The sequence below is a fragment of the Pseudomonas sp. WC1 genome (assembly GCF_050586565.1).
GTDB lineage: Bacteria > Pseudomonadota > Gammaproteobacteria > Pseudomonadales > Pseudomonadaceae > Aquipseudomonas.
In genome coordinates this window covers 1-17,763 of the sequence record NZ_JBOBDQ010000019.1, presented here as the reverse complement: position 1 = coordinate 17,763, position 17,763 = coordinate 1, and the positions used below count along the sequence as shown (strand labels likewise).

15 protein-coding genes and 1 pseudogene are annotated in these 17,763 nt (G+C 61.6%); 5 read left to right on the top strand and 11 right to left on the bottom strand.

Annotated elements, in window-relative coordinates:
* The first annotated feature begins 68 nt into the window (after positions 1 to 68).
* Positions 69 to 1,400 (top strand): serine hydrolase domain-containing protein, encoded by a 1,332-nt coding sequence (locus tag ACQ4OD_RS11180; protein ID WP_430944296.1) that lies wholly within the window; start codon positions 69 to 71, stop codon positions 1,398 to 1,400.
* Positions 1,401 to 1,435: 35 nt separating this feature from the next.
* On the opposite strand, the gene ACQ4OD_RS11175 is transcribed toward ACQ4OD_RS11180, so the two are convergent.
* From ACQ4OD_RS11175 to ACQ4OD_RS11135, 9 genes are all read right to left on the bottom strand, one after another.
* Positions 1,436 to 1,939 carry a fimbrial protein gene (locus ACQ4OD_RS11175; protein ID WP_430944295.1) on the bottom strand — a complete coding sequence of 168 codons (504 nt, stop codon included), beginning with the start codon at positions 1,937 to 1,939 and terminating at the stop codon, positions 1,436 to 1,438.
* 8 nt (positions 1,940 to 1,947) lie between these two features.
* Positions 1,948 to 2,454, bottom strand: coding sequence for a fimbrial protein (locus ACQ4OD_RS11170; protein WP_102681998.1), 507 nt, complete (start codon positions 2,452 to 2,454; stop codon positions 1,948 to 1,950).
* Entirely contained in the window at positions 2,451 to 2,936 is a 486-nt protein-coding gene (locus tag ACQ4OD_RS11165) for a fimbrial protein (RefSeq protein ID WP_430944294.1), read from the bottom strand. The genes ACQ4OD_RS11170 and ACQ4OD_RS11165 overlap by 4 nt, the downstream gene beginning before the upstream one ends.
* 10 nt (positions 2,937 to 2,946) lie before the next feature.
* On the bottom strand, positions 2,947 to 3,540 hold the full coding sequence (locus ACQ4OD_RS11160) for a fimbrial protein (RefSeq protein ID WP_158247484.1): 594 nt from the start codon (positions 3,538 to 3,540) through the stop codon (positions 2,947 to 2,949).
* Between the two features lie 8 nt (positions 3,541 to 3,548).
* Entirely contained in the window at positions 3,549 to 4,292 is a 744-nt protein-coding gene (locus tag ACQ4OD_RS11155; protein WP_102681995.1) for a fimbria/pilus periplasmic chaperone, read from the bottom strand.
* Positions 4,293 to 4,318: 26 nt separating this feature from the next.
* Positions 4,319 to 6,796 (bottom strand): outer membrane usher protein, encoded by a 2,478-nt coding sequence (locus tag ACQ4OD_RS11150; RefSeq protein ID WP_430944293.1) that lies wholly within the window; start codon positions 6,794 to 6,796, stop codon positions 4,319 to 4,321.
* Between the two features lie 41 nt (positions 6,797 to 6,837).
* A complete protein-coding gene (locus ACQ4OD_RS11145; protein ID WP_430944292.1) occupies positions 6,838 to 7,383 on the bottom strand; it encodes a fimbrial protein in 546 nt (181 codons plus the stop codon).
* A gap of 70 nt (positions 7,384 to 7,453) precedes the next feature.
* Positions 7,454 to 8,008: a fimbrial protein gene (locus tag ACQ4OD_RS11140; RefSeq protein WP_102681994.1), complete on the bottom strand. Its 555-nt coding sequence runs from the start codon at positions 8,006 to 8,008 to the stop codon at positions 7,454 to 7,456.
* Between the two features lie 176 nt (positions 8,009 to 8,184).
* Complete coding sequence (locus tag ACQ4OD_RS11135; protein ID WP_430944291.1) at positions 8,185 to 8,811, bottom strand: response regulator; 627 nt, start codon at positions 8,809 to 8,811, stop codon at positions 8,185 to 8,187.
* Positions 8,812 to 9,010: 199 nt separating this feature from the next.
* Here ACQ4OD_RS11135 and ACQ4OD_RS11130 point away from each other — a divergent pair, with 199 nt between their 5' ends.
* The 3 genes from ACQ4OD_RS11130 (at position 9,011) to ACQ4OD_RS11120 (ending at position 14,844) form a co-directional block, all read left to right on the top strand.
* Positions 9,011 to 10,222, top strand: coding sequence for an EAL domain-containing response regulator (locus ACQ4OD_RS11130; protein ID WP_430944324.1), 1,212 nt, complete (start codon positions 9,011 to 9,013; stop codon positions 10,220 to 10,222).
* 90 nt (positions 10,223 to 10,312) lie between these two features.
* Positions 10,313 to 13,963 (top strand): response regulator, encoded by a 3,651-nt coding sequence (locus tag ACQ4OD_RS11125; RefSeq protein WP_430944290.1) that lies wholly within the window; start codon positions 10,313 to 10,315, stop codon positions 13,961 to 13,963.
* Between the two features lie 59 nt (positions 13,964 to 14,022).
* Positions 14,023 to 14,844: a hypothetical protein gene (locus tag ACQ4OD_RS11120; protein WP_430944289.1), complete on the top strand. Its 822-nt coding sequence runs from the start codon at positions 14,023 to 14,025 to the stop codon at positions 14,842 to 14,844.
* Between the two features lie 13 nt (positions 14,845 to 14,857).
* On the opposite strand, the gene ACQ4OD_RS11115 is transcribed toward ACQ4OD_RS11120, so the two are convergent.
* Entirely contained in the window at positions 14,858 to 15,583 is a 726-nt protein-coding gene (locus tag ACQ4OD_RS11115; RefSeq protein WP_404940929.1) for a methyl-accepting chemotaxis protein, read from the bottom strand.
* Positions 15,584 to 15,718: 135 nt separating this feature from the next.
* A pseudogene (locus ACQ4OD_RS11110) lies at positions 15,719 to 15,898 on the bottom strand (HAMP domain-containing protein); the annotation flags it as partial.
* Between the two features lie 856 nt (positions 15,899 to 16,754).
* Here ACQ4OD_RS11110 and ACQ4OD_RS11105 point away from each other — a divergent pair.
* On the top strand, positions 16,755 to 17,492 hold the full coding sequence (locus ACQ4OD_RS11105) for a hypothetical protein (RefSeq protein ID WP_430944288.1): 738 nt from the start codon (positions 16,755 to 16,757) through the stop codon (positions 17,490 to 17,492).
* Positions 17,493 to 17,763 lie beyond the last annotated feature (271 nt).

Below are 17,763 nucleotides of genomic sequence, written 5' to 3'. Positions count from 1 at the left end.
TTTTCCCGCCCGCTCAAGTTGTCGACACTCGGGACGGCGTATTTCCGCGCTTTACGAGGAGCCCTCCGATGCGGCCAACAACAATAAATAAGTCGTTCAACGGTCTTTCCATCCTGGCCCTGACGCTCGCCGCCCTGGCTGGTGCGGCGCAGGCGGCCGACAACAAGGGGGCCTGCGGCGTGCCAGAGCTTGAACCCTGCCCGCAGCCCTTCGACAAGGTGCTGCCGGCTGCCAGGGATATGCTCACCTGGGACCAGGACACCCGGGTCGTGGGCTTTCGCAACACCTACCGCCTCTACGGTGGCGATGTCTTCGCCCCGAACGGCGCCACGCCATTTCCCTTGCCGCCGGCCAGCCACACACTGACTGACGTGCAGTATCAGTTGGGCGGCAAGACGCACAACCTGGCGCAATACCTGGCCAACCAGAGCGTGACCGGCCTGCTGGTGCTCAAGGACGGCAAGATCGCCTACGAGTACTACGGCAAGGGCAACACGTCGCAGACCTTGTGGACGTCCCGCTCGGTGGCCAAGTCGGTGGTCAGCGTGCTGGTCGGCATCGCTGTCAAGGAAGGCAAGATCCAGTCGCTGGACGACAGAATCAGCCGCTATGTTCCGGAACTGGAGGGTTCCGAATGGCAGGACGTAACCTTGCACCAGCTGTTGCAACACACCTCGGGCGTAATCTGGGACGAGAACTACGCCTCCAAGGATTCGGACTTTTCGCACATGACCCAGTGCGAGGCCACCGCCGATCCCTATCACTGCGTGCTCGAACTGGTGAGGTCGGTCAAGCGCAAGCCCGGGGTCAAGCCGGGCGAGGTCTGGTCGTACAACACCGGTGGCGCCTGGCTGGTCGGTCGGGTGCTGGAGAATGCCACCGGCATGACCATTGCCAAGTACCTGCAGAGCCGCGTGTGGAGCCGCTACGGCATGCAACAGGCCGGGGTCTGGCATGCGCTGGTGCCCGGCAAGGTGGACATGGGCGGCCACGGCTTCAATGCCACGTTGCGTGACTGGGGGCGGTTCGGCCAGTTCGTGCTGAGTGGCGGACAATTGCCAACGGGCGACAAGCTGCTCCCGGACGACTGGATCGCGCGCTCCACCCACTGGACCCAGGCCAAGGGCTCAGTGACGGCCGCCGCACCCAAGGGTCAGTACGGCTACCAGTGGTGGTACAACGCGCCGGCCCCAGACAGCGATGCCGAACCCAAGCGCACCGCCACCAGCGGCCAGACGTTCTGGGCGCTGGGCATCTTTGGCCAGAGCATCGCCATCAACTCGGCGGAGCGTCTGGTAGTGGTGCAGTGGTCGACCTGGAAGAACGCCGAGAGCCCCGGCTCGCTGTATGACGAGCAGGCGGTATTCGTCAACGCGGTGGGCAAGGCGTTGAGCAAGTAGTACCCACCGAAGACAGGGTGCCTCGAGGCGTCCTGTCATTCGTAGCTGAGTGAGAAGGTGACCGTCCCTTCAAACCTGCCTGGCTGCAGGATCTGCCCTGCCAAGAGGTCGCGTTGCAGGTACGCATTGAAGCCGATCAGATTCTCGCCGTTGACCAAATCGCCCATCGGATGGGCCTTGTTCAACGCCAGGGCTTGTCCATTGCCGCGCTCCAGGCCCACCAGCAAACCTTCGGCAACCACGAGCAGGCCAGGGTGTTCGATGCTCTCGGTGCCATGCAGGGTGATGCTGACGCCTTTTGCGCCCACCTCTGGCGTGCAGTTCTGCAAGCGCAGGACGACTGGTTCGCCGCGGGTACGCCCATTGAGGTAGAGCGCCTTGTCGACGATGTTGCCGAAGTCGAGCGTGACCGCTTCAGACTCAGTGGCCAGCACGCAGGGCTCATTGACCAACGTGCCTGAGAAAAACAGGTTGTCCTCGTTGGCCTGGGCCTGCCCGACCAGGCAGGCCGTCATACAGACTGCGATGATCTTGTACATGGACGCTCCTAGTAGAGTTCGGCGAGCAGTAAGGCCGAGGCGGTGAAGTCCTTGCTCTGCAGCACAGCGTCGCGGCGCTTGACCGGGACCGCCTCCAGCAGCGGCAGTGGCGAACCGTTGGACACCTGGAGCGGGCGGGAGATACCCACCACAAGGTCGGCACCGTCCAGCAGAACCTTGATTCCCAGGTCGGGAATCGATGTCTGCAACGCCGCCGGATCAAAGGCTGTGGGGTCACCCACCAAGGTCAGGCGCATGCGCCAGGCAATGCCCGAACCCGCCGCGCCGGGGCAGTCGAGCTGATAGGGGATCGGCTGACGATACTCATGGCCATCGATGCGATTGATGGCGATGTTGCGTTGGAAGCGCACATCGATACGGCCGCCTTTGTCACTGAGGGTGCACAGCGGCGTGGCGATCAGGTTGCCACTGAACTGCACGTTGTCGGCAGCCTTGCCCGAGAGCGCAAGGGCGAGCAGTAAAAGCGCCAGGAGCGCACGGTAGAGTCTGTTCATCGATAGTCCACGACCAGGGTCGCACTGGCCTTGAATGCGCCGGATCCGATATCGCTACCCGGTTGCTTGACCAGCACTGCCTGAAGCAGGGGCACTTTGCCGGAGTCGAAGTCGCTCCAGGTATTGACGCCGAGCCTGGCGTTATCCTTCTTCAAGGCAATCCCGAGACCGGGACGGCCAGGCACGAGCAGCAACTGCGGATCGAAGCCCGCGATGCTGCCCTTGATCTGCAGGCGCAACTGGTTGGTGCCGGCTCGTTTGCAATCGAGGGTGTAGTCGAGGGTGATGGTCTTGTAGACGCCATCGATGAACGCTGTCTGCACGTCACCGAATGCCGCGTCGATCGGCTGGTCGGCATTGATCACGCAGGGAATCGAAGCGAGGACCGTGCCCTTGATGGTCAGTACTTTGCGTTCGTCCGCGTTCACGGTCGACAAGCCCCATAGCAGGGCAATGGAGACCGCCACCTTCAACACCCTCATCGGTCTACCCTCAGTCATATGTCAGGTTCACCCAGAGACTGGCGCGGAACGCGCCGGGTTGCAGCGCCGCCGAGGTGCGCTCTGGCCGCAGATAGAACGTCAGCTGGCTGGCGCCCGGAGAAACGAACCAGGCAGGTGCGCTGTTGCCCAGCCGGACATCCTGCCCATGCACGTTGAGCAGACGCAGGCCGAAACCTGCGGCGCCAGCCACCTTGATCAGCTCCGGCGTATCACTGTCGGCAACGGCGCTGAATGTCACCGTGGCCACCGGCTCGATGGCACTCCAGCTCAGTGTTCCAGTCTGTTCATCACGGCGGCCACCCTCACTGCGCACGCAACCCTCGAGTTTCAGGCGCAATGGGACGGCAGCGCCCCGTTCACCCAGGCGAGCCAGTGTGCGGGTGTCCAGCGCCCCCAGCGCAATGGCCTGGTATGCCGAGTCAGGTGCCAGATAGCAGGCGCTCTCCAGCAACACCCCCGTGACCTGGAACTCGGCTGTCTGCAGATCGCGTGCGCTTGCCAGGAGCGGCAACAATGCATTGCCGGCGCAGAGCAAAACCGTCAGGCGCACGTTGAATGTCTTGCTCATCGACCAATAGTGCATGGCAAGGCTCATTGACTGCCGGCAAGCGGGCTGGCGGTGCAGGTGTCCCCAGCGCAGGTGAAGCTCAAGCGTGGGCGACCGCCATAATCGTTCACATACGTAAGCACCGGGCTATCGCCCAGCTGGGTACGGCCCAGCCCAAGGTCCTGTTGCGCGCCCGGGGCGACCATCAATGGCTTGAAAGCACTCACGGAGCCGGCTTTCGCATCACGGGCAGCGTCGATAAGCGTGACGTAGTAAGGGGTGGGGTTGTTTACCCGATAGGCATCCCCCTGGCGAATCAGCGTCAGACGTTCCTGCCAGGGTACCTGGCCCATGCTGGCCTTGGTGGCGATCGCGGCGGGGCGATAGAACAGCTTCACTCGCGTCTGCAAGGCGATCTGCAAGGTGTTCGGCTTGTCACTGCGCGGCGGAATTTCACGCAGGTTGAAATAGAACAGTGATTCGCGATCCTGCGGCAGTTCGGCAAGCGCGGGCAGGCCCTGGATCTTCACCTGACTGTTGCTGCCGGCCTCCAGACGCTGGATAGGCGGGACGACGACCAAGGGGCTGCCGATTTTCTCGGCATGTTCATTCTCGAGCCAGGCCTGCGCCAGGTAGGGCAGTTGAGCATTCTGGTTGCTGATACCGAGGCTCACCGACTTGTCCGCACCGGTGAAGATGACCCGGGTGCGGTCCAGCGATACTGCCGCGAGGGTCGTTTGAGCGGTGCACAAGGCAAGCATGATGCCCAGAGGTTGCAAGATGTTCATGGGTGCGTTCCTGTTTCGTGAAAATATCAAGCAGCGGTGCCGACAGGCTGGCAGGAGAGCTCCAGCGCTTGCTGCGGGCTGGTCAGTTGCGAGGGCAGGGTGAAGCGGCAACGTTCGGCGCCGTCCCAGTGCAAGGACATGGCTTCGCCGGGTTTCATGCCGCTCAGGTAGGTCGCACCGTCCTCGCCGACGATGCCGGTTTCCTGGCCGCGCAGGTTCTGCACCGTGGCGCCGAACGGTGGCGTGCCGTGCTCGCCCAGGCGAATGACGACCATGGCTTTATGTCCGGCAATCACATCGAAGCGCCGATAGCCGATAGCCCCCTCGGTCAATGTGGCCTGGGTCACCGAGCGAGTGGCTTCGACGTCGTCAGCCAGGCTGTCCAGCTCGATGCTGGCCTGGTTGCGGTAGTAACTGTTGACATCGGTGACCACGGCTTTGCCGAAACGGTTGGTACGGGTGACCGCGCCATTGCCACGTACCGGCACACCCGCCACACCCTGGGTATCTAGCAGCAGCCGGGTGCCACCCATCACGCTGCTGCGGTGCAACGCGGCGCCTTGGCCGGTCAGGGTCGCGCCGCCTTGCAGTGAAAGTCCCGCCGAGGTGTATTCGCCTGCCTGATGGCTGGCGCTGGCGACCAGTTGCATCTGATCGCCGTCACGGGAATAGAAGCCACCCAGGCTCTTGCCGCCAGCCGCTGTGCCGGCGCTGAGCATGTAGTGGCTGCGTTCGTCGATGCGGTCGTAGCCGCTCAGCGTGTGGGAGCTGTCGCCACCACTGGTCGAGGAGTTGAGACTCAGCGAGCCCGTCCCGCCCCAGGGAACGGTGAGCGACAGGTAGGCACCGTCTTCGGCGGTACCATTGGCCGTGTTGCGGTACGCCGTCAGCGACAGGCTGAGGTTCTTCAGGTTACCTGTATCGAAATAGCGCGACAGTGACAGGCTGTAGCGATCACTGGGCCGACTGTTCCAGTAGGTCTGGTGGTTGTAGTTCAGGTAGGCGCTGAGCCCGGCGTCACGGAACTGCTTGCTCAGTGTGGCGCTGTACAGTTCCTTGCTCTGGTTGAATGGGTTGGCGCCACGACGTGCCTCGACGAACTCGTTGATGCTCATGTAGTTGCGCTGGGAAAACCGGTACCCGGCAAAGGTCACCTGGCTGTCATAGGCATCGAAGCGCTTCGAGTAGCTAGCGCGGTAGGACTTGCCGCTCAGGGCATCTTCCCCGGGCAGGTTGGCGCGAGACTGGGTCACGTCCAGCGACAGGGCGCCGAACGCCATGAGGTCCCGGCCTGCGCCCAGTGCAAGTGCGTTGTAGCCCGCTGCGCCGAGGGCACCGCCATACAGCGACCAGCCATTGCTGACGCCCCAGGAAAACTCGCCTGTGGCGAAGCTTGGGCCATCGAGGCGATGTTCCCAGTCGGAAGGCTGACCCGCGGCCAGCTTGTAGCGCACGCTGCCTGGGCGTGCGAGGTAAGGAATGCTTGCCGTGTCCAGCTGGAATTGCTGGACATGACCATCCTGTTCCTCGACGCGTACGTCGAGTTGGCCACTCACCGCATCGTTCAGGTCCTGAATGCGAAACGGCCCTGGCGGTACCTGGGTGTCGTACAGCACACGGCCTTGCTGGCGGATTACCACGCGTGCGTTGGTATTGGCCACGCCGCGCACTTCGGGGGCATAGCCCCTGAGGTTCGGCGGCAGCATGTTGTCGTCGCTGCCGAGGTTGACACCGGTATAGCGCAGGCTGCCGAACAAGCCGGAGTCCAGGTAGTCTTCCCCCACGACCAGGTTCGCACGCAGGGAGGGCAAAGGCCGCAGCGCATGGATCCGGGCCCAGGTGAATTGCTGGCTGGAGGTTCGGTCGCTGCCACGCTGCGCCTGCGCCTGCCAGTCACCTCGCAGGCGCCAGGCGCCAAGGTTGACACCCGTGGTGCCGTTGCCACTCAAATTGTCACCGCGCCCTCGTTCTCGCTTGCGCCAGCGGCTCTGCAGGTTGAGGTTGTAGTCGAACAGCAAGCCGTCGATACCGTGGTCCCAGCGCGAAGGCGGGTCCCAGTTGCTCGCTGTGTATTCCAGAGAGTCCTGGGGAATGCTCAGGTTCAGGGCCGAGGCTCCCAGGTCGCCGTGCGCCTGCATGCCCGGCACGCTGGTGAGATCCAGGCAGGCGCCATCATGCCACCAGGCCAGATCGTCGAGCCGCTGCTCCTTTAGCCCGATCTGTTCCACCAGTGACGGGGCAAGACAGGCGACGCTGTCCTTCGGATCGCCGTTGCGGGCGATATAGGGCACCTGGAATTCGGCCAGTGCCTGCTGGTTCACGCGGACCATGAGCGTGTACTCCCCGGGCATGATGAAGTTGGCCGACGCAAACACACCCAGATCCAGGTGCTGGCGATCCTTGACATCCAGTACGTCGGTGTTGAACTGAAACTGCTGGGCAGCACTCGCCCATGACGCGAGGCAGGACAGTGCCGCGATTGCCGATACCTTGCGATGAGTCACGAATGCGTTCCTTGAAAGCTGTAGCGCCAATGGTGGCGTGATCAGAGGTGCTGAATGACCAGTCTGACCGTGGCGCGGAACTCGCCCGATGCCAGGGTGGCGCCGTCGCCCACCAGTGCGAGGACGTAGTCCAGGGTCAGTCGGTCGACCGCAACGTGACTGCCTTGCAGCACCGTTCCGGGGACGATCGGCTTTCCGTTGCTGTCCCGGATTTGCAGGGCGACGCCTCTGGCATCGCCCTGGGTGCTGAAATAGCCTTCGCTGCCCTCACCGTCGAACACGACCCGCATCAACTGCCGTGGATCGGCCTGGTCTTGCGCGGACATTGCGAAGCAGCCGCTGATCTCGATGCGCAGCGGTTGCTGCGAAATACCATCGCCGCGTAGCAGTCCTTGCAAGGCCGTGGCCGGCAGGCTCACCGTCTGGTTATCGCTGCCAACGCGAATGGAGCAGCCACCAACCACGATGCTGCCCGTCAGTTGCACGCGCCCTTTAGGCATCAGGGCCCTCGGTTCGGCCGTCTGCGCACAGCTCAGGCCTGTCCAGAGGCACAGTGCGGCGAGCCGTACCTGGGTCCAATGACGCATCGGCGTCTCCTCATGCGCCCCGCGGCAAAGGCGATTGCCGCGCCGCGGAGCGTTCCAGTGGTGCGCCGCGTTACTGGTAGGCGAGGGTAAAGTTGGCGAAGGTCTCGAAGCTGCCTGGGGTGATCTCGGCAGCTGCGTCAGGGTTGCCGTTCTTCCCGGCGACCATGTCGCCTTGCAGGTAGGCATTGAACAACAGCGAGGTATCGCCATCGGACAAGCTCTGTGCCGGCGATTCGCTGCCAAGCTTGATCAACGCGCCGGTGTGGTCGGCAATCGCCAGGCTGGCGCCGGTGGCCGAGCCTTTGATTGCCAGCAGTTCGGGGTTGGCGGCAGGCGAGCCGGTGAAGGTCGCGGTGGCGCTCTTCAGGGCGCCAAGGTCGCAGCCTCGCAGCTCGATCTTGAATGGCGTGAGCCGGGACTTGCCGCCGTTCTTCAGGTCTGCGTTGGCGATCTGGTCCATGTCGATCGTCTGGTATTGCGACTCCTGGGCGATGGAGCAGGGCGCGTCGATAATCGCACCCTTGAAGGTAATGACACCGTGCCCCTGATCCTTGGCGACACTCGCGGTCGACAACGTGGCCAAGCTGACTGCCATGATCGCGCCGGCCAAAGTACTGACTTTCATTTTCACACTCCTGTATTGACGTAGACGTCCTCGAAGGGGGTTCGATGGAACATGCTCGAAACGCAGACCAGCAACGTTCGAGGTGGCGCCAGTCTAGGAATGGGAGGGGAGGAATGGAGTAGGACGTTGCCGACGCACCCATAGGAAACTTCCTACAGGCGAGGAGGTGGAGTCTGTCAGGGAATCAACGCATTGCGCTTGGCGAACTCGGCCAGGTCCACCAGTGATGGAACGCAGAGTTTCTGCAGAAGACGTGTCTTGTAGGTGCTGACGGTCTTGTTGCTCAGGAACAGCATTTCACCGATCTGCTTGTTCGAGTATCCCTGCGCGAGGTACTGCAGCACGGTCATCTCTCGATCGGTCAGCGCGCGGATCTGTTCCAGCTCGGTCAGGTTTTCCGCAGGGTTGACACTGTCAGAGGGCAACGACGGGTAGAAGGTGTAACCCGAGTCCACGGCCTTGATCGCGGTAATCAGGCTGTTCAAGTCCTCCTCCTTGTTGACGAACCCCCGGGCGCCCAGCTGGATGCAGCGGCGACACACGGCATCGGCGGTCTGCGAAGTCAGCACGAGGATCTCGCTACGTACCCTCAACGCTTTGATCCGGGTAATCACGCTCAGGCCGTCAAGCTTCGGGATACCGATATCGAGCACCACTACCTGCGGCGTCAACTCACGCACCATCCGCACCGCATCGAGGCCGTTGTCTGTTTCGCCAACTACACGCATGCCGTGCTTTTCCAGCAATACCCTGACGGCAAGGCGAATGACCGGATGGTCGTCAACAATCAATACACTGTGCATCTTTCTAACCTTCAATACCCATGCAGGATGGTGCGGTGGCGTTTTGCTTGCACAGGGTAGCACTATCGGCTGCGCGAGAAAGGGCCGAGGTTTGTGGAAGTACAGTGTAGGAATTTTCCTAAAAAAACTTAGGAAAACTCATATGGAGATGGTGATCAGCCGTTCTCAGACTGGCTTTCCCCCTGCAGGAATGACGGCAATGCAACCTCTAAGCATTTTGGTGCTGGAAGATGAACCCTTCCAGCGCCTGGTTACTGTGACCGCGCTACAAAAGCAGTTCTGCGGCCCGATACTGCAAGCCGCGGACGGCGAACAGGCCCTGGCGATACTCCACCAGAGCAGCGGTATCGACATTGTGCTCTGCGACTTGCGAATGCCGGGCACCGACGGCCTGGCATTCCTGCGCCATGCCAGCCTCACCGGCAAGGTGGGGGCGGTGGTGCTGTGCAGCGAGCTGGACTCAGTGCTGCGCCGGGCCACGGTGGCGATGATCCACTGCCTGGGCCTGCCGTTCCTTGGCGACCTGGGCAAACCTTTCAGTCTCGAGGGGTTCAGCGGGTTGCTCGGACGTTATCGCGCGTATCGGCAGAGCACGGCCGCCCCCCTCGAGGCCATCGAACTGGCCACGTTGCGGGATGTACAACAAGGGCTGGACAACGGCGAGTTCGAAGCCTACTACCAGCCCAAGGTGAGCTTGCCCGGGCAACGGGGCATGGGCGCAGAAGTACTCGCTCGCTGGGCCCATCCCCGCTGGGGCGTGCTGACACCCGCACATTTTCTGCCGGTGATGGAGCAGAGCGGCCTGGTTGATCAACTTTTCTGGCAACTGCTCAGACAAGGTCTGAGCCTGTCCCGGTTGCTGGCGGCGCATGGCACGCCGGTCAACCTCGCCTTCAACCTGCACCCCGCGCAACTGGCCTGTGACTGCCTGAGCGAACGGATATCGGCGCTGCTCAAGCAGTTGCGGGTACCGCCGGCGCAGGTAACTTTCGAAATTACCGAATCCAGCCTGATCAGCGTTCCGGCAAAGAGCCTGGAGAATCTGCTGCGCCTGCGCATCATGGGCTGCGGATTGGCCATGGATGACTTTGGTGCTGGCTACTCGTCCTTGCAGCGGCTCGGCGAGTTACCCTTCAGCCAGATAAAGCTCGATCGCAGCTTTGTGCAGCGAATGCAAAGTCTGCCTCAGGGAGAGGCAATCATCAGTTGCGCCATCGCGCTGGCTCGCGCCCTGGATCTTTCGTTGGTCATCGAAGGCGTGGAAACGTCCGAACAGTTGGCGCGCCTGATCGAACTCGGTGCGACCTTTGCCCAAGGTTTCCTGTTCGCCCGACCTATGCCGGAGCGGTTGTTCATCGAGTACTGGGGAAGTGCGCGGCAGGCAGATGAAGCCGACGACTGTGCGCTATGATTTGTTCAGTCAGGAAGACCGATCAACGGCTCACAGCCATCATTGATGAATCCCCTTCAATCCATTGCTCCCTTCGGTTTTCTATCCCCCATGCTTCCACGGTTTCCATGGCTGTACCCATGCCTGATGCTGTTCTGCGCCCAGCTGACGGCAGCAACGCTACCTGTGCCGCAAGCGCTCACGGGGTTGCTTGCCGCCGAACACTATCCCGTCAACCTGGCGGCCGAGGACTGGCAATGGTTGCGTCAAAAGGCTGAACTCAGGATCGGTGTTTCGCCCAGCGAGGCGCCACCTTTTTCAGTGAATGCCGAAGGCCATCGTTACGAAGGCATTAGCGCCGATGCGACGGCCCTGGTTGCGCAGTTACTGGGGTTGCGGGTGAAAGCGGTGACGTATGCCAGCGACCAGGATGCCCTGCAGGCACTACAGGCCGGTACCATTGACGTACTCAGCCGTCATGCCAGCCCAGCACCATCCGACACGTTGATCTTCAGCGCCCCTTACGCGAATGATCGCCTGGCGGTGTTCAGGCCCAGCGCCGAACCTCGGCATTCGCCGCCCGACCTGGCCGGGCTGCAGGTGGCCGTGACAGACGAGCATGTCGAGGCATTACGCGAGCGCTTTCCCCGTGCGCAGTTCAAGGTGAGCGCCGACCCGGGCCAGGCAATCGCGGCAGCGGCGTTCGGGCAGGCCGATGTCTATCTGGACGATCTGTATAGCGCCTATTACCAGATCAACCGATCCTATTACGACTATGTGCGCTTCGAACGCTTTGTCGATGTGATCTCTGCTGACTACCGCTATGGGCTGCGTGCGGACAACACACGTCTGCAGCGACTGCTGGACACTGCCATCCATGCCATTGGCAATGAGCGGATGGGGGCCTTGGCCAAACGCTGGGTTGGCAACAGTTTCATTCCCGGTGAGACGCCACTGGAGCTGACCTCGGAGCAGCGGCGCTGGATCGAACGTCATCCCGTCGCACGGTTGGTGATCAACGATGATCTGGCACCTGGTGCCTATTTTGACGCCAAAGGCGTGTTCACCGGTGGTATAGCCGATCTGCTGGAAGTCATTACCCTCAGTACCGGGCTGCACTTCCAGGTAGTCTCGCGCGGAGGTGGCTTCCCTGAGATCATCGATGCGGTCCGCCAGGGTGACGCGGACCTGGCGATCATGACCGCCAGCCCGACACGTGAGGAGCACCTGCGTTTCTCGCGCCCTTTGCTGGGTGGCCCGTTCGTGTTGCTGCGCCGTGCCCGGGAGCAGGCCTCTGCGATGAGCTTGGCCGACAAGAAGGTGGCCATTCCCACTGGGCATGTCGCTATTCCTCGTTTTCGTGCGACCTTTCCGCATGCCAGGCTGATCGAGGCAGGCGGATCATTGGACTCGATGAACCTTTTGTACCAGGGCAGGGCGGACGCCGCGGTGGTGTCCTTGCCAGCTGCGCGGTACTACAACGAGCGCCTCTTCGATGGCCAACTAGCGATCGAGCGCGCGCTCGATATCGGCCCGGCGACCGTCAATTTCGCCATGCGCCGAAGTGATGCAGAACTGCAGTCGATCATCGACAAGGTCCTGCGCGACGTGGCGCCCGATGAACTCAATGCGATTTCCAACCGTTGGCGCTCCCCGCCCGGCATGAGCGGGGAGACCTGGGTCGATTACCAGTGGCTGATCGTCGAGATCATCACCGGTGCCGCGCTGTTGCTGGGGCTCTCCCTGGTATGGGTGGGCTACCTTCGTCGCCAGGTCAGGGCCCGGCTGGTCGCCGAACGGCAGCTCGGCGACCAGTTGCAATTCGTCCAGGCCCTGACCGACAGCATGCCGCCGCCGTTGTATGTTCGCGATGTAAAAGGGCGCATGCTGTCGTGCAACCGCAGTTACCTTCAGGCCGTTGGCCTGTCTGCTGCCCAGGTACTGGAGCGCAACGTGCGCCAATTGCCGGCAGGGCACTTCGAGCGCTCGGGTGATTTCCAGCGTAACTACCTCAAAGCCATGCGTGATGGACAAACCGTCGAGACGGTCTGCACCTTCCAGTTGCAGGGCCGGGAGGTGTGGGTCAACCACTGGATCCAACCGTTCCATGATTCAAAAGGTGTCACCAAAGGAGTCATCTGTGGCTGGCTGGACATCACTGAGCACCGCCAGCTGGTGCGCCAACTCGAAGAGGCCAAAGACAGCGCTGACGCGGCCAGCCGCGCCAAGACCAGTTTTCTGGCGACAATGAGCCATGAGATCCGCACGCCGATGAATGCGGTGATCGGCATCCTGGAGCTGGCGCTCAAGCGCGCCGACAGCACGCCGATCGACCGTGCCAGCATCGAAATCGCCCATGGTTCGGCCAAGAGCCTGCTGTCCCTGATCGGCGACATCCTTGACATCGCACGCATCGAATCCGGCCATCTGAGCCTTTCGCCCAAACGCGCCAACCTGCGTGAACTGGCCGAGTCGGTGGTCCGGGTGTTTGAAGGGCTGGCGCGTCAGAAACGCCTGAACCTGTCGCTGGATGTCGACTCCAGTATCAATTGCGATGTACTGATCGATGGCCTGCGCTTCAAGCAGCTGTTGTCGAACCTGGTCAGCAATGCCATCAAGTTTACAGAGGAGGGGCGCGTCAGCATCCGCATGGGTGGTGTGCTGGTCGAGGATGCTGTACTCCGGGTAGCTCTTGTGGTGGAAGATACTGGCGTGGGTATCAGCCCAGCCGAGCAGAGCCGGTTGTTCCAGCCCTTTGCTCAGGTCAAGCGCAATGTTCAGCATCTTGAGGGCTCCGGGCTTGGCCTGGTGATCTGCCGCTCGCTGTGCGAAATGATGGGTGGCCAGGTAAACCTGAGCAGTGAGCCCGGCCGTGGCACGCGAGTGGCGGTTGACCTGCGCCTGCAGGTGCTGGAGCGCATGAGTGGCGCTGTCGCGCCATCGCCCGAGCCGCCTTGTCAGGTCTGCTGTCTGCAGGTGTTGGTGGTGGATGATCACCAGGTCAATCGCCAGGTGCTGCACCAGCAACTGCAGTTCCTCGGCCATGAAGTCATCCAGGCGCAGGATGGCCAGCAGGCCCTGGCATGCTGGAGCGCGCAAGCCTTCGATATTGTCATCAGCGACTGCCACATGCCTGTCATGAGCGGTGTGGAACTGGCGCGGGAGATTCGCCGACAGGAACAGGAGAAAGGGCTTGAACGCACCGTGATCATCGGTTTGACTGCCGATGCCCAGCCTGAAGAAATTGAACAGTGCATACAGGCCGGCATGGATGATTGCCTGATCAAGCCTATAGGACTGGATGAGCTCGGCAGACGCCTCGCTGCCTTGGGCACATCTGGCGAGCCTTCAAGCATGCCTGGACCTGTGCCACTGTCGATGCGGCACGCTGAGAGCCCATTGCTGGATCTGGGGCCTCTTGAGGTGCTGGTAAGCAATCAGCCAGCCAAGTTCCGCGAGATTCTTGACAAGCTGGTTGGCAATAACCGTCGGGATAGCCAAGCGCTTGGCCGATTGCTGGAGGAGGGGGCTACCGGGGCCCTGGCCGAGCTTGCGCACCGGATCAAGGGCGCCGCACGTGTAGTCAAGGCGCAGCAGGTGGTAGAGAGTTGCCGGCAACTGGAGTGGCTGTGCCAGAGCACCGATATCAGCGTTGCGCGCCTTGCGCAGGCGGTCGAGGACGTACAGTCCGCCATCGATGCACTGGATCAGGCGCTCATGTATCTTCGGAAATTTCCTAGTGATGGCTCGGATACTGCCTAGGTAATCACAGCTAATTGCCTACGTACTCTGTACGTCCAATGTGCCAGGCAAAGATTGTGATGAGCAAGTCGACAAGGTACTCCCGCTTCGCCCTGGCCATCATCGTCGCGACGGTGATCGGCAGGGCGCAGGCGGTCACCATCGTTTCGGATGAAAGCCGCATCGAACCGGGGGGAACCCGTTACTATTTCACGGTCACCGACTGGAACAGCGGGGGCGGAGCGTACTGTACCGATCTCAGGGCGGTCAGTTGTAACCTGAGCATCCATGGTGTTCACGGAGCAGGCAACTACATGAGGATGATCTCCAGTGGAAACTACTGGAGGTTGACGCCCTCAACCTCGATGAGCAGCATCTACAGCCAGTTGAGCACTCAGGGCTTCAAGATCCCTTTCCATGGATCGGTACTCGTCCCCAAGACCACGACCATCGATGACCGGTTCTGCATCTCGTTTACCGAAGGTTATTCGTACGAAGGCACTGGTGGCTTCGTGGTTCCTGTAGGCCCCTGTACCAAAGTCAAGAAACCTGTGGTGCAGTGCCAAATCAATGGTTCTCCGCTCATTGATCACGGCACTGTGAAAGACACAGAGGTCAATGGCCACGAAGCGACGACACAACTGCAACTGGCTTGTACCAATGTATCCAGCGTCACTGTCACGTTGAGCAGGGATGGCTCGAAGGGTGTGCGCTTGAGGTCCGACAACAGCCTGTACTCGCAGCTCACCATGAATGGCTTGGACGCCTCGGCAGGCCTGCCTGTCGCGGTGGAAGAGGGCAGTCCTGCGCGGCTCCTGATGAAGTCAAGACTGGTTGGCAGCGGCTTGGTCACTCCGGGAGAGTTTTCCGGCTCTGCGGTAATGACCGTTTCCATGCCCTGAACCACGGTACCCTTCACACCCGAAAGCGCGACACACTGGCCTGCATGCCCTGGGCAATCTCGCCCAGCCGCTGCGCCGCCGAGGCCAGCTGCCGCGTGGTGTCGGTGCTGTCCCGCGACATGCGGGCGATCAGCTCGACCTGCTGGGCGACATCCTGGCTGGCCCGAGTCTGCTCACCGATGGTCTGCGAGATTTCTTCGACCACCGACGCGGCGCGGCGGGCGCCTTCACGAATCTGCTGGATCGACGCCCCGGCCTGAGTGGCCAGCTCCACGCCGGCGCGCACCCGGGTGACACCGGTCTGCATGCTGTCGACGGCGTTGCCCGTGCTTTGCCGGATACGTTCGATCATGCCGGTGATCTCCCGGGTCGACTGCGCCGTGCGCCCGGCCAGGCCCCGCACTTCGTCGGCGACCACGGCAAACCCGCGCCCGGCCTCGCCGGCACGGGCGGCTTCGATGGCCGCGTTCAAGGCCAACAGGTTGGTCTGCTCGGCGATGGTGTTGATCACCTGGATGATCGAGTGGATCTCTTCCGAGCTTTGCCCCAGCACGGTGATGGTTTCAGAGGAACGGTTGACCGCTTCGTCGATCCCCTGCATACCGCCAACCACGTTGAGGATGACCTCGCCGCCGTCGCTGGCCAGGCGCTCGGACTGCCCGGAAATGGCCTGCGCATCGCGGGCGTGGTCGGCGATCCGCGCCAGGCTGGCGATCATCTGCTCGGTGGCCGAGGCCATGCTCACGGCGCTGTCGGACTGCTGGCTGGTACGCTGCACCAGGCTACTGGAAGCCTGGCCCAGTTCATCGGCCACTTCGCGCAGCAGCAGGTTCTCTTCATGGATGGCCTTGATCATGTTGCCCAGGCTGTCACGCATGTCCGCCAGCGAACGCAACAGATGCCCGGTTTCGTCACGGTCGTGGACCTCGATCGCGGTGGTGAGGTCGCCCTGGGCGATACGCTCGGCAACCGCCATGGTCTGGCTCAATGGCCGCAGGATCGAGCGCAGCAGCAGGAAGGTGCACAGCACCAACGCCAGGGTCGCCAGGATCATCCCGGCCACCAGCACGCTGATGCCCTGGTGCAGGGTGGCGGTGCTCTGTTCGCGGCTCTTGTCGGCATTGCCGGCGATCAGGTCGCTGAGGGTGCTGTTGCGCTGCTCCAGCTCCTTGAAGGCGGCGACGAAGGCCGGCAGCTGCGCCTGGGCCTGTTCAGGCGACTGCAATGCCAACTGGATGATCGAGGTGGCGCTGGCGATGTAGTGGTCGAGGAGGGGGCCCAGGTCGTTGATGGCCTGGTGCAGGTCAGTGTCCAGGGGCAGCTCCAGGTTGCTTTGCACGACGCTGCGGAACCACTTGGCGTGCTCGTCGAGGTCGGCCAGCACCTGGTTGGCGGTGTCGGTATCGCCCGGCTTGACCAGCAGGGCGGCCAGCACATCGGCGCGCAGCGCATCGTGCATCATGTCGCCTTCCATATGATTGCGCAGGGCCGCCATGCTGGCCTCGCTACGTTGCAACGCCTGGTTCTGGTCATGCTCGGCGAGCAGGCCGCTACCGCCGAGCAACAGGGCGGCGAGGATGCTGACCAGACCGAACCCGATGGTTTTCTGGCGAATGTCCATTTTCGAACAGGCTCCGTGGGGTGGGTCTGGTGAGCATAGATGGTTGGAGGTATTTCGCTGGCCGGAACAGGTCTGTGGAGGAGGGTAGGCAGTAGGCTCATGCCACGGCTTCAGAATTTCCTGGCTTATGTATATAACTCAACTAAATATTTATTTAGTTGAGTTATACTTTCTCGTTATTAAAAGCTGAGCAGGGCGAAGGGCCGTGTTGCAGGAATCTATCAAGCGTGTGAAGTTTTCGCCCAACTCGCTTACCTTGGCAAAAACATCAAAGGAATGAGACACCTTCATGCGTCGATTCGCCGTGTTACCGCTGTTGCTTGCCCCCATGATCGCCTGGGGCGATTGCACGCAGCACCTGCAAACCTGGGCCCAGGACCTGCATCCAACCTTGGAGCTCGCCACCGAGTTTGTGGTCTGCAAGGTCAATCCCGCAGACGCCAGTCAGGTGCTGGCAGTCTTGCCTTTGATGGTGAACGTCGATGAATACGGGCAAGGCGATTACGGCCTGGATGTGCTGGTGGCCGATGCCGTCAGCGGCAAGGTCATAGCCCACAGTTACCAGGAGGCTGCGATCGCTTCCGACGCGGTGCGGTTTTCAGGCCTGACGCTGGACACCGCACGTTACCAGGTCGCGCCCGGACTGCGGGCATTTGGCGTGCGCATCAGTCATACAGGCTCGTCACGGGTCAATCCGTTCGGCAGCGAAACCCTGAATCTCTACGTAACCGACGGTTCGCAGTTGCGGCAGATCATGGGGCAGTTGGTTGTAAGCGAGAGCAATGGCGAATGGGACGGTGTCTGCGCCGGTGAATTCGGCGAGACAAAGCGGACCCTGGCGATTGGCAAACCTGGCAAGGATGGATTCAGCCGATTGCGGGTTACCGAGGTTTCGACTGGCAGGCAGGCCGTTCTCAAGGGCGAGGATGACTGTGAAGAAATGGAGGTCAAGTCGAGGACGAAGACGTTTAACCTGGATTATGACGGCGCTCGGTATGGAGTACCGAAGGAATTGACGTACCAGTGAGCTGGACGGGCAATGGGGCTTTGATGGAGGCTGAAATCTGGCCTCCCTCTGGGCATGGTGCTTAATACAAACCTACGCATAATGTATATTATGTTAAATGACGTATCAAGGGAGGTGACCTCCTGTGTCTGTCTCTAGCCAGTTTCACCATTCACCGGCAGCGTTTTCAGCGATCGCCGGTTCCCTTCCTTATCAGTGAGCTAGCAGAGAAAGCTCGACCACGACTCCAAGCTTATTCACCATGTAGTGGTCAACTCATCCCGGACACGGC

Excerpts from the sequence above, each read along its gene's own strand:
- ACQ4OD_RS11180 (WP_430944296.1), top strand. The coding sequence starts at position 69 with ATGCGGCCAACAACAATAAATAAGTCGTTCAACGGTCTTTCCATCCTG.
- ACQ4OD_RS11175 (WP_430944295.1), bottom strand. The coding sequence starts at position 1,939 with ATGTACAAGATCATCGCAGTCTGTATGACGGCCTGCCTGGTCGGGCAG.
- ACQ4OD_RS11170 (WP_102681998.1), bottom strand. The coding sequence starts at position 2,454 with ATGAACAGACTCTACCGTGCGCTCCTGGCGCTTTTACTGCTCGCCCTT.
- ACQ4OD_RS11165 (WP_430944294.1), bottom strand. The coding sequence starts at position 2,936 with ATGAGGGTGTTGAAGGTGGCGGTCTCCATTGCCCTGCTATGGGGCTTG.
- ACQ4OD_RS11160 (WP_158247484.1), bottom strand. The coding sequence starts at position 3,540 with ATGCACTATTGGTCGATGAGCAAGACATTCAACGTGCGCCTGACGGTT.
- ACQ4OD_RS11155 (WP_102681995.1), bottom strand. The coding sequence starts at position 4,292 with ATGAACATCTTGCAACCTCTGGGCATCATGCTTGCCTTGTGCACCGCT.
- ACQ4OD_RS11145 (WP_430944292.1), bottom strand. The coding sequence starts at position 7,383 with ATGCGTCATTGGACCCAGGTACGGCTCGCCGCACTGTGCCTCTGGACA.
- ACQ4OD_RS11140 (WP_102681994.1), bottom strand. The coding sequence starts at position 8,008 with ATGAAAGTCAGTACTTTGGCCGGCGCGATCATGGCAGTCAGCTTGGCC.
- ACQ4OD_RS11135 (WP_430944291.1), bottom strand. The coding sequence starts at position 8,811 with ATGCACAGTGTATTGATTGTTGACGACCATCCGGTCATTCGCCTTGCC.
- ACQ4OD_RS11130 (WP_430944324.1), top strand. The coding sequence starts at position 9,011 with ATGCAACCTCTAAGCATTTTGGTGCTGGAAGATGAACCCTTCCAGCGC.
- ACQ4OD_RS11125 (WP_430944290.1), top strand. The coding sequence starts at position 10,313 with ATGCTTCCACGGTTTCCATGGCTGTACCCATGCCTGATGCTGTTCTGC.
- ACQ4OD_RS11120 (WP_430944289.1), top strand. The coding sequence starts at position 14,023 with ATGAGCAAGTCGACAAGGTACTCCCGCTTCGCCCTGGCCATCATCGTC.
- ACQ4OD_RS11115 (WP_404940929.1), bottom strand. The coding sequence starts at position 15,583 with ATGGCCTCGGCCACCGAGCAGATGATCGCCAGCCTGGCGCGGATCGCC.
- ACQ4OD_RS11105 (WP_430944288.1), top strand. The coding sequence starts at position 16,755 with ATGCGTCGATTCGCCGTGTTACCGCTGTTGCTTGCCCCCATGATCGCC.